Consider the following 15,046-nt stretch of genomic DNA (forward strand, 5'->3'; position numbering starts at 1 on the left):
TCTTTTATGACGTCTCAACACTAATCGATAACGGTTGCTCCCAGCACATGGGCAAAATGATCAAGTGCCCAATCTTGCCCAGCTGGTGTCAATGCAGCGACTGCCTTCTGATGAACAACTATCTGGTAATTCAGGTTGTAGGCATCCACTGCAGTATGCAACACACAAATATCCGTGCAAACGCCAACTAAATGAACAGTCGCAATTTTCCGTTCGCGCAGGCGCAAATCTAGGGGCGTCCCGGCAAAAGCAGAATATCGGGTCTTATCAAACATATTGACATGATCTTCGGCTTGATGCGCGTCGTACCAAGGCGCCAGCGAACCATAAAAAGCACGTCCCCACGTACCGCAAACATTATGCGGCGGAAACAGTTTGCTTTCTGGATGATAGGGATCATGCGGCGTGTGAACATCCGTTGGCAAATACACCCAGCCATCTTGCTGTAGAAATTCATCGGCCAAAGCAACAATTTGTGGTGCTAGCACTTGACCAGCCTTGCCACAGGTCAAGGCCCCTTCGTCAGCCACAAAATCATTGGTGTAATCAATGATCAGCAGCGCTTCATTTGTGTGTGCCATAATTAGTATCCTTTCTTAATAAAAGTATTTTTTACTTAAACTTGCATTCGATAAAAGTAGATCCGACTTTTATTTGCTCTCTACGATACGCGGTCACATCGGATTTTTCAACTCTGCCAGCTTGAAAAGCTTCGGTGGCCGGCCACTACGCGTGCGATCATGAGCAGTGCCGACTTCGATAAACAGCTGTTGGTGGGTTTTCTTAAAATTAGAATTATCAATCGCATTTGCAGTCGTCATTAAAAATGGTGCATACACTTCGCGCGCCTCTTTCAACGTAAACGTCGTCCCTAAAACTTGAAGAATCGTAGGCTGATAGTCTAGTCGGTTACGAATACGGCGAATGGCCACCGTCAAAATCCGGGCATGATCAAACGCTAGCTCAGATGTCGATGTGCCTAGCGGAAAAATCGTTCGCCCATTTTGCAGTTGATAACCTGCTTCATCAGCAGCACTAAAAGCAAACCAGCGTGCATCGGTAGCACCGTAACCCGGTTGCAAATTCGGCATCGTTGGCAAGTAAGTCATGTAAGTCAACGCCAGTGCGCGCTCCCCGGGGGTCCGCGTCGGATCGGTAAATGTCGCAAGTTGCTCTGTCGATCCACGATTAACGTGAATTCCGATCTTATCGCGAATCAATCGAATCGCCGCTGTGTCTGCACTTTCCCGTTCACGCAAAGTGGTTTCCGGCAATGCCCAGAAACCGGCAAACGGTGCCCCGGCACGATGAATCAAAAGCACCTGCAACTGGTGGGTTGTCGGCGAAAAACTCCAAATAACGTTCGTAATCGTGATCAAAGGATGCGCAAGAAATTCGTCAGCCATGAAATCATACTTTCTTTATAACGATTGTGTTCAGTTGTGATTATAGCAAAACAGAGGCGGAAATGCGGATAAGTAAGAACGTGAATGTAATGAGATACATATGAATTATTTCAAAAAAAATACCCGCTGTCATTCAACTGCTGCTCATTACTTGAGTATTCGAAGAACAACGCCAGTTATTGATATGCCGTCATAAGTTTTTAATTTAATCATCTCAGTAGCAATATATTTATACTTCATGAAAAATAATCTATGAAACTATAAATCACTTGCAAATAATCGCTCATTTATGGTTGAGATAGTGCATTGAATGCGGTTACAATTCCTTTGACTGGTACCAACCACTAGGCCTATGGCGGGTGTCGGTCTATGAAAAAGTTTTAGGAGGGTTTTCCAATGCATAATGGCTCAAGCACCAGCACCCGTAAGTATCGTGTGCCACGCTCTTTGTTATACAGCAGCGCAATCCTATCACTAACCGCAGCAGCAGTATATGCTGCCAGTGCCTTTGATGTCGCGGCAGCCAAACAACCTGTTCAAGCAACAACAACTAGAGCAGCCAAAAGCATGCTCAATATCGTGAACGTAAGCAAGCAAGATCATTATTTTGAAGTGACCTATTCAAATGACCTGAAGGCGCGTCTCTTTATCTTGGCCGACAATCAGTTCCGCTTTTACGTTGACCCTTCAGAAAAATTCGCGGCACCGGCCCAATCGGGAGAAGGGTTGAATGCCAAGATTTTTACCCCCAGTTTACAATTCAAGTGCAACACCCTGACGACTAGACCATAAAGGCCATGAAGACCTATTCTTGTTAGTGCTAGCTAAACAAGAAAGCAGGAATCTTCATGACCCACTCTCAGACTAACACCCACAAGCATTACCAACAACTCAGTTTTAGCGACCGTGCTACAATTCAGGCCCTTCAGGCTGCTGGTGACACCGCGACCGTGATTGCACAGAAGCTTCATCGCAGTAAAGCGACAATCTCACGAGAAATCACGCGTGGATCTGTAACTCAGCTCGACTCGAAGCGTCACTCGCATCAAGTCTATCTTGCGGAAACTGCCCAAGCCATGCACGACCGTAAACGCGATAGAACCGGTCACTACGCCTTTCTTAAGACCGGCCGTGCGTTCTTCAAGGCTCTCGCCAGGGAGCTTACTCGTAAGCCGCGCGTACACAGCGTTGATAGCTTCGTACACTTCTATCGCGACCAGGGCAAGGCTTGCCCTTCAACGACAACTGTCTATCGCTACATCGACGCCGGGCTGCTTGAGCTAGACAACATGACACTTCCCAAGAAGCTCCGACGCCGCATCAAAGGCTATAAGAACACCCACAAGCGCAAGAATAAGAAGATATACGGCGACTCAATCGAGTTGCGTCCTGCGGCCGTGAATGACCGCACAGGCGTGGGACATTGGGAAGGCGACTTGGTCAAAGGTATTCGCTTAGCTGATGAGCCAGCATTAATGACGCTCACAGAACGGTACAGCCGGACTGAGATCATCGTCAAGATTCCTGACTATCATGCGGGCACCTGCCTTAAAGCCTTGCAGGACACGATCGACGACTACGGGGCCAAGGAATTTGAGAGTATCACTTTTGACAATGGTTCCGAGTTTGCCAAGTTATCAGAGATTGTTGGAACCCAGATTTACTTCGCACATCCGTACTCGCCTTGGGAGCGTGGCACAAACGAGAACGCCAATGGACTGCTTAGGGAATTCTTCCCGAAAGGGAAGTCTCTCAGAGCAATTACCCTGGTTGAAATTCAAGCAGTCCAATCCGCACTGAACCATCGTCCCAGACGTATTCTGAACTATCTTCGCCCATGCGATTACTACCGATGCATGGCGTAACAGCCTAGACCACTATCAAGAATTCGTTATCATCGTTGCACTTGACTTGAAAATTGAGGGCCAAGATTTTTACCAAATCAATCAATGCGTCTTCGGTAAAAGACTTTGCGTCTGCTGCCTTGACTAGTACTAGTGACGGCTGGTCGATTAAAACTGGTTCGCTCGCCATTAATCTAAACAAGACTGCCGCTACCTTGCAAGTTAAACGCGGCGCAAAGGTTATTATGGCCGAAAGTCAGCCACTTAGTATCACAGCAGACGATACTACCCAAACGCTTAAGCATAACAACGATCAATACTTCGGCGGCGGTACGCAAAACGGTAACTTTACGTTAACTGGCGAAAAGATCAAAATTGTGAATACCAACAATTGGGTAGACGGCGGCGTTGCATCGCCAAATCCGTTCTATTGGTCAACGGCTGGTTATGGCGTCATCCGCAACACCTTCACGCCAGGGACCTATGACTTTGATGCCGCAAATAATGGTGAAATTAAAACGACGCATCAAGAAAAGCGGTTCGATGCCGTCTATTTCTTCGATGACAAACCGTACAACTTGCTAAAAGACTACTACGATTTAACCGGTGCGCCAGCGATGATGCCACGGTATGGCTTCTATGAGGCCCATCTGAACGCTTATAATCGTGACACTTGGGTTGAAGTTCCTGAAGGCACCAGTGGCGGAATCAGATTCGAAGACGGCAAATTTTATAAAGAATACCAGCCAGGAAAAGTACCCGCTGGTCAAAGCGGCACAAAGGAATCACTGAATGGCGAACTGAACAACTATCCTCAATTTTCAAGGCAAGTGCAACGATGATAACGAATTCTTGATAGTGGTCTAGGCTGTTACGCCATGCATCGGTAGTAATCGCATGGGCGAAGATAGTTCAGAATACGTCTGGGACGATGGTTCAGTGCGGATTGGACTGCTTGAATTTCAACCAGGGTAACTGCTCTGAGAGACTTCCCTTTCGGGAAGAATTCCCTAAGCAGTCCATTGGCGTTCTCGTTTGTGCCACGCTCCCAAGGCGAGTACGGATGTGCGAAGTAAATCTGGGTTCCAACAATCTCTGATAACTTGGCAAACTCGGAACCATTGTCAAAAGTGATACTCTCAAATTCCTTGGCCCCGTAGTCGTCGATCGTGTCCTGCAAGGCTTTAAGGCAGGTGCCCGCATGATAGTCAGGAATCTTGACGATGATCTCAGTCCGGCTGTACCGTTCTGTGAGCGTCATTAATGCTGGCTCATCAGCTAAGCGAATACCCTTGACCAAGTCGCCTTCCCAATGTCCCACGCCTGTGCGGTCATTCACGGCCGCAGGACGCAACTCGATTGAGTCGCCGTATATCTTCTTATTCTTGCGCTTGTGGGCGTTCTTATAGCCTTTGATGCGGCGTCGGAGCTTCTTGGGAAGTGTCATGTTGTCTAGCTCAAGCAGCCCGGCGTCGATGTAGCGATACACAGTTGTCGTTGAAGGGCAAGCCTTGCCCTGGTCGCGATAGAAGTGTACGAAGCTATCAACGCTGTGTACGCGCGGCTTACGAGTAAGCTCCCTGGAGAGAGCCTTGAAGAACGCACGGCCGGTCTTAAGAAAGGCGTAGTGACCGGTTCTATCGCGTTTACGGTCGTGCATGGCTTGGGCAGTTTCCGCAAGATAGACTTGATGCGAGTGACGCTTCGAGTCGAGCTGAGTTACAGATCCACGCGTGATTTCTCGTGAGATTGTCGCTTTACTGCGATGAAGCTTCTGTGCAATCACGGTCGCGGTGTCACCAGCAGCCTGAAGGGCCTGAATTGTAGCACGGTCGCTAAAACTGAGTTGTTGGTAATGCTTGTGAGTGTTAGTCTGAGAGTGGGTCATGAAGATTCCTGCTTTCTTGTTTAGCTAGCACTAACAAGAATAGGTCTTCATGGCCTTTATGGTCTAGTCGTCAGGGTGTTGCACTTGAATTGTAAACTGGGGAACTGAACAACTATCAATTCAGTGCCCGTGCGGTGATTGATCGTTACAAAAAAAACGATATGCCACTGGGATGGTTTCTTCCTAATGACGGTTACGGCGCCGGTTATGGTCAAACTAATACGCTGGCTGGCAACCTAAAAAACCTCAAAGATTTTGCGGATTATGCCGGTAAGGAAGGTGTCGAAGTCGGTTTATGGACACAGCAAAATCTGTCGCCAGTTGACCCAAATAAACCTAAGCCGGATGATCGCGATTTTTCAAAAGAAGTCGCTAATGGTGTTAAAGCTTTGAAGACCGATGTTGCTTGGGTCGGTGACGGTTATTCTTTTGGGCTGGATGGGCTTGAAAAAGCCGACAACATGATGAAAAAAGTCAAAGGCGATAACTTACGGCCTTTTGGCATCACATTAGACGGTTGGGCTGGCACACAGCGTTATGCTGGTATTTGGACTGGCGATCAAACTGGTGGCCAGTGGGAATACATTCGTTTCCACATTCCAACCTACATCGGCACCGGTTTGTCGGGCCAGCCATACGTTGGTTCCGATATGGACGGCATCTTTGGCGGCGGAAATTCAATTGTCAATGCTCGTGACTTTCAATGGAAGGCCTTCACGCCAATTCAACTCAACATGGATGGCTGGGGCAGTAATCCAAAAACCCCATTTTCTTTTGATCAACATACGACTGATATCAACCGAGCCTATACCAAGCAAAAGACGATGCTCATGCCATATAACTATACCGCCTCTGCCCAAAGCGTTTTTGATGGCAAGCCGATGGTTCGCGGTTTATTCCTTGACTACCCAAATATGCCTGAAGCTTACACGGACTTGGTTAAGTACGAATACTTATGGGGTGACAACTTCTTGGTTGCACCAATTTACCAAAATACCGCTTCAGACGATCAAGGCAATGATGTCCGCAATGGCATCTATTTACCGGACAAGGATCAGGTATGGATCGACTATTACACTGGTAAGGAATACCGCGGCGGTCAGGTTTTGAACAATTTTGAAGCTCCCTTGTGGAAACTGCCTGTTTTCGTAAAAAAAGGTGCTATCATTCCGACTACACCGGCACATAACACGCCTAAGGAAATGGATCAAACCAAGCGACAATTCCAAATTTTCCCAATGGCTGGCAAGCAAGACTTTACCGTCTATGAAGATGACGGTATCTCTCGAAAATATCTAAAGGGTGCCTACGCGGAAACCAAAGTGACAAGCAACCTGCAAGAGGGTCAGCTTGAGGTCAATGTGGCACCCCTGTCAGGTGATTACACAGGTTTGAAATCCGAACGAACAACCGAATTTGCTATTCGCACGAGTGGCAATCCCAGCAATGTCATTGCAACTGTTGGCAGTCAGCAAGTCGCTTTAAAAGCAGTCACCAATCAGAAAGACTATGATGCCGGCGAAAATGTTTACTTTGTGAATAGCGAGTACCACACCAATCAGTATCTCGAAAAGTTGACCGACAAGAAGGCTATTGACCAACCCTTCCTCCAAGTCAAACTTGCCAAAACAAACGCGGCAACCAATGGGATCAAGTTAACTGTCTCTGGTATTGATGCTAAAGATGATCCGTCAACCGACGATCTGCCAGTGAATGACGAATTGGCGATCCCAAGCACAATCAAACAAGATGAAAAGACGACAACAGACACCGCGGTTGGCATCAACTGGTCGCCTGTAACAGACGCATTAAGTTACGACGTCAAAGCTGACGGCGTGGTTTATCGCAGTCTCAAAAAACCAGCATTCGTTTTGTCACCGGTTAAAGAACAAACTAAGCACTCGTTCCAAGTACGAACGGTCACAAAGGATGCCGTGTCGAAATGGAGTGATAAACAAACCTTTAGCTCTGATGAAAATCCGTTGCGCTTAGCTCTGAAAATGACCAACTTGAAAGTCGATTCAACCATTAAGGATGTCCCAGTATGGCAAGGCAAACAAACGGTCGATAAACTTTTTGATCAAGACTTAACCACCGAAGCCCACACCAACTGGTTTACCAGCGGCGAGAAGCAGTCGGCAACGCCGATGACGATTACCGCTGACCTAGACGGTGTCTATGATCTCGATCATCTCACCTACGTACCGCGAGAAAATGGCGGCAATGGTAATCTATCAGCATTGAAAGTTGAAACCAGTCTCGATGGTATTCATTAGCATGAAGCTGGTGAAGGCAAAGGGTGGACATTTGATGCTCAAGAAAAAACAATTTCTTTTGGCCAAAAGGAAAAAGCCCAGCACATTCGGCTCACCATCCCTAAGGCATCAACGCTAGGCGACTTTGTTTCAGGCAAAGAATTTCTGCTATTTAAGCGTGACGGTACCAACAAACAAGTATTAGGCGATATTACCAACGATGGCGCGATTACTGGTGATGATCAGATGTCGCTCGTGAACTATGCTGGTTTGACAGCTAATATCGACAGTGACTTCAATGGTTACGTTCAAAATGGCGATTTAAACCAAAACGGTGTGATTGATGCATTTGATATCAACTATGTGATGACCAAACTCGGCAAAACACCAGTATCCAAACCAGATGAGAAGATTCCAAGCGGCACCCTAGCCTTGCAGTCTGATAAAACCACTTATGCCCCTGGCGAAACCATCACGCTCAATTTGATTGGCAAGGATCTGACAAACGTTAATAGCTTATTCGCCCGGTTGCCATTAACCAACCCAAATGTTGATTTAATTCAGGTCGAACCCACTGCTGCAACCGCAGGTATGGTCAACTTCAGCAAAGTCCGCACGCATTCGAATAGCAGTCGCGACCTATATCTCATTTTCGCAAATGAAGGGGAACAAAAGCGGCTCACTGGCAATGAAAAACTGGCAACGATCACACTTAAAGCAAAAACACAGTTAACGAAAGCCGATCTAAGCTTTGCTTTGACTGATCCAATGCTTACCAACCAGTGGGGACCAGAGGCTTTGCCGGAAGCCCCAGCGCCAATTGTGCTGCGTCCTGAAGACAATTCAGAGCATAATCATGCTAAAGAGCAGCTAGCGGCATTGATTGATGCTGTGCATGCCCTCGATCCGAAGCTATTCACCGCCACCAGTTGGCAACCTGTCCTTGCAGCCAGTGAAAAAGCCAGCCAGTTGCTCAAAGATGACGCTGTGTCCCCATCTGATCTCACAGCTGCCTACATTGATCTCAAAACCGCATTGGGCAAACTGGAAGCAGATCGCGGTGTCAATCAAGACCAACTGAAAGCACTGATCACAGCAGCTGCAACACTAAAGGCAGACCGTTACACGCCCGAAAGTTATGCCAACTTGCAAACCGAAATAACCGCTGCAAAGACCGTTAGCACTGATGCCGGTGCCTCACAGAAACAGATTCAGGAGGCCATTCAATCACTTAGTCGTGCTTGGTTTGCATTAGTCCTCACGCAGACACAGCCGCAATCCGACTTAGCACAGTGGGTAAGAGTTGCAGAAGCCTTAAATCCTGACCAATACACGCCTGCCAGCTTTGACAAGTTGACCGCAGCTCTAGCAGAAGCAAAAAAGGCGCTTGCTGATACAGCAACGTCTGCTGATACAGCTCAAACCTTGTCAACTCAACTACAAGCCGCCATCGATGCTCTTGTGCCGCGCGGAAATAAACAACAACTGGCCGATTTGCTAAACACCGCCGAGAAACTAAAGGCAAATGATTATACCCCTGGCTCCTTTGCAAAATTGACGGAGGTTTTACAGCCAACCCGCAACGTTTTGAACGATGTCGATGCAACTCAAGATGCAGTGACGAAGGCAACAGATGCCTTGAGCAAAGCGCTTCAGCAACTTATCAAGCAGCCGAACAAGGCTGAACTCGTCAACGTGATCACCAAAGCAGCAGAACTAAAGGAGACAGACTATACACCTGCCAGTTTTGCTGATCTAAAAAAGGCATTGACGTATGCCCGAGAAGTGAACAAAGATCCAGAGACTTCTGGGGAAACAGTTGCAAAGGCAGTAACTGACTTAAAGACTGCGCTCGACAAACTGGTCAAACAAACACCGGCTCCCACTCCTGATAAAGAAAAGCCAAGCAATAACCCGCCTAAATCAGGCGGCTTCCAAGGTGACACCACGATTAAAAAGGGCCAGACAAAAGATCCAACCAAGACCGATCATGCCAGCAACATCCCCGATACTGGCGAACATACCCAATCAACCCTGGCACTACTGGGCGCGACCATCATCGGCGTACTGGGTTACTTGAAGCTACGACAACCTAAAAAAGACAAATAGCTACTCCATGACTCATCTCAGAAAGTGAAACAGCTTCATGAGATTGGGATAGTCTTCATAGCCACAAAAAGAACGAATGAGTTTTCTCAAATAGGGGAAACTTATTCGTTCTTTCTTATATATAAATGAATAGGATTTAAAGATTCCAGTACCAAGGCGGAGCAATCGTAGGCCAGATGGGGCTCAGCCGTGCAAACAACACAGCGACGGGCCTTGGAACTGATGTTGTTAGGCGACTTCGAGACCGTTTTTTGGGCTCGAAGCGCCGTCTCCGCTCTAGCTTCGCGTCGCCACCCCAGCTGGCCGGAGATTGCGGAGTTTGGCACGGCAAAGAAAATCCTGTCTAACATCTTTTGTATCCCGCGTAAAATTGTCCTTCCAAAATCATTAACACCTTTATAAATCACTCAACCTCACAAAAACCGATCCCGTTTCTCCTGAAAAGCTTGCACAATAAGGTGCCCAACCTGTTGACTAAATTGCATAGCCGTCTGCCGATCATAATCAAATTGTGTCAGCACCACCGCATACAAGCGCTCACCTTCAGCGGCAAAACAGGCCGCATCATGTTCGCAATGAGGCAACTCGCCAGTTTTACCGGCTAGCCAACCGACGAAGTTTTCCATGGTCGGCGCTAACAGCAGCTTGGTGCGGTTTTGCTGATGCCGCAGGGCTTGGGCACAGATATCCGCTGCCGGTTCGTTGCCGTCCGACGTTAACAAAGCGCGCAATAGTTGCCAGGCAGCGCTTGCGGTGATCATATTATCGCCATCAAAGGTTGATTGCATCAAGGGTCGCCGTAGTTGGACGCCAGAATAATGCCGAGTTAGCCATGCTGCAATGGTCGGCAGCCCATACGTGGTTAATAGCGCATTGGTAGCCAGATTATCCGATACCGTGAGCATCAACGTCAGCAAATCACGCACGCGCCAAGCTTGTGGTGACATGAAACGTAAAACACCTGCCCCACCGACCGATTCCGGAAGCGTCACTTGCCGCTCGAGTTGGCTGGGATCATCTGCCGCTTTTTCCTTTACAAAGGCGGCAATGCCCAGTTTGATCAAACTAGCAGCGGGAAATGGTTGATCAACCTGCGCGCCAAACAGCACATGCCGGGTATCAGCAACCAGCAAGGCGTGTTTTTCGTCAAATTTCTGATTCACTTGATCAAGCCGTGTCACGATTTTATCAGGCGTCATGCATAGGATCTCCAATTGTAAGCTGTGGCCCGTTCGTTTGAATGCCTGCTTGCTGCTTTTTGACCATGTAGACCGCGTCCAAATCTGTGAACGTAACATTATCATGAACCGCGGCAAACGCGATCGCCGGCACCAGACTCAGGTTACTTTCGATCATACACCCAACCATGGTCGTCACGCCAAAAGACGCGCAAGCTGCATCGATCTTCGCAGCCTCCGCCAAACCGCCTGTTTTCATTAGTTTGATATTGATGTGATTGACTGCGTGGCGACTGAGTAATGCCAGCGCATCTTGAAACCCAAAGACACTCTCATCCGCCATGATTGGTAACTGTCGCATAGCAGTCAACGTTGCCAAGCCTTCGTGATTGCGCGCAGCAACTGGCTGTTCAATAAAATCTATCGGTAACTGCAAAGCCGCCAGTTCGGTCACCGCAACCTTGGCTTGATCAGTTGTCCATGCTTGATTGGCATCGAGACGCAGGCGAATATCAGGGCCTGCAGCTTTGGCAATCGTTTTGACGCGCTCCAAATCATCTGCCAATCGACCACCACCGACTTTGATTTTTAAAGCCTTAAAGCCTCGGGAAACAAATGCCTTCGCTTCGCTTACCATATCGGGCAGCACTTGAATCCCAATCGTCATGTCAGTCGTGACCGTTCGCTGTTGACCACCGAGTAACGCTGTCAGCGGGATGCTAACCTGCTTTGCACGCAAATCATAAAGTGCCAATTCAACCGCTGCAATGGCGGGTTGCTCCGATGTGCTGGCATGAAGCCGCGTCAGCAAACTATTCCAGTCTCGGATGTCACGGCCAATGAGTGCCGGTATCACCTGTGTCTGCAAGTTTTCCTGCAAGGTCGACATCGTATCACCTGTCACCACCGCGTTGGGGGTGCCGGCGCCATGACCAACTGTGCCATTTGTCAGCAAAACGTCAACTTGAACAGCATCCGCAGCCGTCACGGTATGCATCGCTGTTGTGAAAGGCCGCACCAGCGGTAAACTGATCGGCCGTAACTGTATTTTTTGAATAATTGGTTCTAATCCGGCCATGAAGTCGCCACCTCGAAAAATTGGGTTAATAACTGGCGCCTAACCGCCAACCATGCACGATTGGCGCGGCTAGGATAGATTCGATTGGTCAAACAGACAAATCCGCGCTGGGTATCACGATCAAATGCTATTGATGTCCCTGTAAACCCAGTGTGCCAGTATTGATGACGTCCTTGCGCCCAACAGCGCCAGCCGAGTGTCCGACCGCCTTTACAAAAGCGGTCAAGCAGCACAAACGCCGCTGGTGGCAGAACTTGATCGCCATTTGTCACGGGCAGACCAGCCAACAACCGTGTGAAAATAGTCAGATCCGCAAGCGTGGCGAACAACCCTGCATGACCACTAACCCCATCCAGTAAAAAGGCTTTATGGTCGTGAACTGTCCCACGAATGATGCCACCGCGAGCAGGCACGTTTTCGGTTGGCACAAAATCGGCTGCAGCCACGTGTTGCGGTCGATAACCGGTCGCATGCATGCCCAGTGGTGCAAAAATATGTTGCGTCAGGCTTGTTGCCAAATCACCATCGAGTGCAGCAATCGCCCAACCGAGTATGATGTAGTTCAAATCCGAATAAATCGTCTCAGTGTCTGGTGCAGCGACAGCAGCCATTGTTTTGACGGCATGAATCAGCCCCGCTTGATCGAGCGCATGGGCATCAGGGACATCTGCTGGCAAGCCACTGCGATGCAGCATGAGTTGTTCAATCGTCAGTTGTGGGTAGCGCAAACCGCTGACCAACGAGCCAATGGGTTGGGTTAATTCTAACTTGCCGGCTATAAGCAACTGCAGCAGTCGGGTGGTCGTGCCGACAACTTTCGTCAACGACGCCAGATCATACCGCGCTTGCGGCAACAACGGCAGCCGGTCATCCCCGGCACCTTGGTAGCCGATCACATGCAAGGCATTTTCTTGCGGGCCAAGCAGACTATACGACACGCCGAAAACCGCGCCATCAGTTATCGCTTGGTTAACCGTTGGCAGCAAAGCTGTTTGCTTATTTGTGCCCATGCTTGGCCTCCCAAGCCGCCAAAACTGCACTGATAACACCATCATGATCCGCCAAGACCTGCGTTGCATCGGCGGCATCCAGCTCGGTTTTAGCCATCACAATTGCGACTGGGACCTTATATCCCGCTGTTTTCAGCAAGGTTGCAGCTTGGATTTGATCAACGCCGGTTGTGGCCGCAATAATGCGTTCTGCGCGATCAACCAACTTGGCATTGGTTGGCAAAACATCAACCATTAAGTTTTCAAAAACCTTCCCGGCGCGAATCATGACCCCTGTCGACAACATATTCAGAACCATCTTTTGCGCAGTCCCAGCTTTCATGCGTGTTGATCCGGTAATCACTTCCGGGCCAACAACTGGGGCAATGGCGATATCCGCATGTTGTGCCAAGACACTGTCAGGGACACAGGCCACCGAAATCGCAAGCGCTTTGGTTTGTTGCGCAAATGCTAAAGCTCCGATCGCATACGGCGTCCGGCCAGATGCGGCAATCCCGATAACCGTGTCATTGGCGTTCAAATTCAGTCTTTTGAGATCATGCTCGGCTAGCTCCGCAGAATCTTCCGCGCCTTCAACCGACTTGAACATGGCCGACATGCCGCCAGCAATTAGCCCGACTGCCCGCTCTGGCGGAATACCATAAGTTGGTACGAGTTCAGCTGCATCCAAAACTCCCAAACGGCCAGAAGTGCCCGCCCCGGCATAAATCAACCGGCCGCCACGATTATATCGTTGCCCGGCAGCATCGATTGCCGCGGCAATGTGGCTATTTTCTTTGGCGATTGCTGGTGCAATTTTTGCATCTTCAGCATTAATCAACGCCACCAAATCAGGCGTTGTCATTGTGTCGATGTGTGTGCTGGCCGGATTTCTTTGCTCGGTCATTAAGTCTGCGATTGACATATTTTTCCCCTCGAATCTTTAACTCACTTGTCAATTGTGACGTTGCGCGATAATTCTGCTCAGTTTTTTTGATCTCACCTTGAACGACCCCCAGAAAAAGAATGTTCGCGACATAAGTCTCCGTGAACATTGAGGTCACCGCACCGATTCGCAACAACGGTTCTGTCGGCGGCAAGGCAATCACGCAACTTGCCGCTTCACGCAACGGACTCGGCTCGTGCCGTGTCACTGCAATTACAGGCGTTTGGTTTCGCCGCGCTTGCTGAGCCGCCAATACGACCTCTTTAGTCAAACCGCTGTATGAAAAAACGACCATGGCATCGGCCGGTGTCGTATAATAAGCGCGCTCCACTGCCGTGTGGGTGTCGTGGTCAAAAATGGCCACGTACCCAGCGCGAATCAATTTCAAATAAAGATCCTGAGCAACTAGGGCGGAAGCACTGACTCCCACCAAATAAATATGACGTGCCTGTCGCAGCGTTGTAATGGCTGACTGCACGGCAGATTGATCCAACTCATCAGGCAAATCACGCACTGCGGCAATCGCAGTCTGGCTTAATTTATGCATCATGGTCGACAAGTCGTCGTCATCCTGAACCAGCGGATCAAGTGGCATCACCTCTGCAGGTAACGTCTTTTCCCGTGCGAGAGCTAGTTTAAACGACTGCAGGTCGGCAAACTCAAATTGACGAACAAACCGAATGACAGATGCGGCCGATACCCCGCTTGCGTGGGCAATCTGCGCTGTTGTCTGTGCGATAAAAGTCTCAGGATCGGTTATAACATGACGAGCCAAAGCTTGATTCACCGGACTTAATTGCGACAGACGCGACTGCAACGTCTCTAAGATTGTCTTCATTCGGCCTTATCAATAAAAGTTGCGATGGACGTTGCACTTTCGTTGGGAACCATTTGCGCAGTGATGGTGACTCCCTGTTTCAATAAGCGCCGAATAATCGCAATATCGTCTGGTGATACGGCAACGGAAGGCTTGATTTTCTTAGTGCCTGGTTTTTCCGACAAGTTGCCAACGTTAAAGGCCTTGATTGGTACGCCGCCATCAATCAACTTCGCCATATCGGGAATATTTCGAGTAATGACAAAGACTTGATCATCTGCAAATTTGCCATTCTGCAAATTCTCGATGGCTTTGGCAACGGAGCTAATTGCTAGTTTTTTCCCTGCTGGTCGGGCGATTTTCAAACCTTGAATCGCCATCTCATCGCGTACCACCTCATCGTTAACCACCATTAAGCGGTTAGCGCCGACTGTGTTCGTCCAGACCATCGCTACTTGGCCGTGAATCATCCGTTCGTCAACACGTGCTGCCACAATTGTCATTAGAATCTTCCTTTCAAACAACACGGGCCGATA

Annotated in this window: 10 protein-coding genes and 3 pseudogenes; 4 read left to right on the forward strand and 9 right to left on the reverse strand. The window is 48.8% G+C overall.

The window, feature by feature from the left end:
* Window positions 1-20: 20 nt before the first annotated feature.
* Both LBPC_RS13990 and LBPC_RS13995 read right to left on the reverse strand, forming a co-directional pair.
* Window positions 21-581: a cysteine hydrolase family protein gene (locus LBPC_RS13990; protein WP_003662465.1), complete on the reverse strand. Its 561-nt coding sequence runs from the start codon at window positions 579-581 to the stop codon at window positions 21-23.
* Between the two features lie 93 nt (window positions 582-674).
* Window positions 675-1,406, reverse strand: a complete 732-nt coding sequence (locus tag LBPC_RS13995; RefSeq protein ID WP_003662464.1) for an NrtR DNA-binding winged helix domain-containing protein — start codon at window positions 1,404-1,406, stop codon at window positions 675-677.
* Window positions 1,407-1,802: 396 nt separating this feature from the next.
* On the opposite strand from LBPC_RS13995, the pseudogene LBPC_RS17340 reads away from it, so the two are divergent.
* The 3 genes and pseudogenes from LBPC_RS17340 to LBPC_RS16690 form a co-directional block, all read left to right on the forward strand.
* Window positions 1,803-2,162: pseudogene (locus LBPC_RS17340) on the forward strand (maltodextrin glucosidase); the annotation flags it as partial.
* A 92-nt stretch (window positions 2,163-2,254) separates the two neighbouring features.
* Window positions 2,255-3,271, forward strand: coding sequence for an IS30 family transposase (locus tag LBPC_RS14005; RefSeq protein ID WP_041091620.1), 1,017 nt, complete (start codon window positions 2,255-2,257; stop codon window positions 3,269-3,271).
* A gap of 53 nt (window positions 3,272-3,324) precedes the next feature.
* Window positions 3,325-4,074: pseudogene (locus LBPC_RS16690) on the forward strand (hypothetical protein); the annotation flags it as partial.
* A 47-nt stretch (window positions 4,075-4,121) separates the two neighbouring features.
* On the opposite strand, the gene LBPC_RS14015 reads toward LBPC_RS16690, so the two are convergent.
* Entirely contained in the window at window positions 4,122-5,138 is a 1,017-nt protein-coding gene (locus LBPC_RS14015; protein WP_011674977.1) for an IS30 family transposase, read from the reverse strand.
* A 98-nt stretch (window positions 5,139-5,236) separates the two neighbouring features.
* Between LBPC_RS14015 and LBPC_RS17475 the strand changes: the two are divergent.
* Window positions 5,237-9,502 (forward strand): annotated as a pseudogene (locus tag LBPC_RS17475) (TIM-barrel domain-containing protein); the annotation flags it as partial.
* A 413-nt stretch (window positions 9,503-9,915) separates the two neighbouring features.
* Here the strand turns inward: LBPC_RS17475 and LBPC_RS14025 are convergent.
* Genes LBPC_RS14025 through LBPC_RS14050 form a run of 6 tightly spaced genes read right to left on the reverse strand, consistent with a single transcriptional unit; the run spans window position 9,916 to window position 15,013 of the window.
* Window positions 9,916-10,701 (reverse strand): serine hydrolase, encoded by a 786-nt coding sequence (locus LBPC_RS14025; protein WP_003662456.1) that lies wholly within the window; start codon window positions 10,699-10,701, stop codon window positions 9,916-9,918.
* On the reverse strand, window positions 10,691-11,758 hold the full coding sequence (locus tag LBPC_RS14030) for a dipeptide epimerase (protein ID WP_003662454.1): 1,068 nt from the start codon (window positions 11,756-11,758) through the stop codon (window positions 10,691-10,693). The genes LBPC_RS14025 and LBPC_RS14030 overlap by 11 nt, the downstream gene beginning before the upstream one ends.
* Complete coding sequence (locus LBPC_RS14035) at window positions 11,746-12,768, reverse strand: serine hydrolase domain-containing protein (protein WP_003662453.1); 1,023 nt, start codon at window positions 12,766-12,768, stop codon at window positions 11,746-11,748. Before LBPC_RS14035 ends, LBPC_RS14030 begins: the two co-directional genes overlap by 13 nt.
* The gene (gene murQ, locus LBPC_RS14040) at window positions 12,755-13,672 is read right to left on the reverse strand and encodes an N-acetylmuramic acid 6-phosphate etherase (RefSeq protein WP_080543870.1); all 918 of its coding nucleotides are present in this window, start codon (window positions 13,670-13,672) and stop codon (window positions 12,755-12,757) included. Before murQ ends, LBPC_RS14035 begins: the two co-directional genes overlap by 14 nt.
* Window positions 13,599-14,531 carry a MurR/RpiR family transcriptional regulator gene (locus LBPC_RS14045; protein WP_003585938.1) on the reverse strand — a complete coding sequence of 311 codons (933 nt, stop codon included), beginning with the start codon at window positions 14,529-14,531 and terminating at the stop codon, window positions 13,599-13,601. The genes murQ and LBPC_RS14045 overlap by 74 nt, the downstream gene beginning before the upstream one ends.
* Window positions 14,528-15,013, reverse strand: coding sequence for a PTS sugar transporter subunit IIB (locus tag LBPC_RS14050; protein WP_003568129.1), 486 nt, complete (start codon window positions 15,011-15,013; stop codon window positions 14,528-14,530). Before LBPC_RS14050 ends, LBPC_RS14045 begins: the two co-directional genes overlap by 4 nt.
* Between the last annotated feature and the right edge of the window lie 33 nt (window positions 15,014-15,046).

Origin of the sequence: Lacticaseibacillus paracasei subsp. paracasei (assembly GCF_000829035.1) — a bacterium.
In the GTDB taxonomy this organism is placed as follows: Bacteria; Bacillota; Bacilli; order Lactobacillales; family Lactobacillaceae; genus Lacticaseibacillus; species Lacticaseibacillus paracasei.

Bases quoted from the DNA above. Each gene is read 5' to 3' on its own strand.
- LBPC_RS13990 (WP_003662465.1), bottom strand. From the start codon at position 581: ATGGCACACACAAATGAAGCGCTGCTGATCATTGATTACACCAATGAT.
- LBPC_RS13995 (WP_003662464.1), bottom strand. From the start codon at position 1,406: ATGGCTGACGAATTTCTTGCGCATCCTTTGATCACGATTACGAACGTT.
- LBPC_RS14005 (WP_041091620.1), top strand. From the start codon at position 2,255: ATGACCCACTCTCAGACTAACACCCACAAGCATTACCAACAACTCAGT.
- LBPC_RS14015 (WP_011674977.1), bottom strand. From the start codon at position 5,138: ATGACCCACTCTCAGACTAACACTCACAAGCATTACCAACAACTCAGT.
- LBPC_RS14025 (WP_003662456.1), bottom strand. From the start codon at position 10,701: ATGACGCCTGATAAAATCGTGACACGGCTTGATCAAGTGAATCAGAAA.
- LBPC_RS14030 (WP_003662454.1), bottom strand. From the start codon at position 11,758: ATGGCCGGATTAGAACCAATTATTCAAAAAATACAGTTACGGCCGATC.
- LBPC_RS14035 (WP_003662453.1), bottom strand. From the start codon at position 12,768: ATGGGCACAAATAAGCAAACAGCTTTGCTGCCAACGGTTAACCAAGCG.
- murQ (WP_080543870.1), bottom strand. From the start codon at position 13,672: ATGTCAATCGCAGACTTAATGACCGAGCAAAGAAATCCGGCCAGCACA.
- LBPC_RS14045 (WP_003585938.1), bottom strand. From the start codon at position 14,531: ATGAAGACAATCTTAGAGACGTTGCAGTCGCGTCTGTCGCAATTAAGT.
- LBPC_RS14050 (WP_003568129.1), bottom strand. From the start codon at position 15,013: ATGACAATTGTGGCAGCACGTGTTGACGAACGGATGATTCACGGCCAA.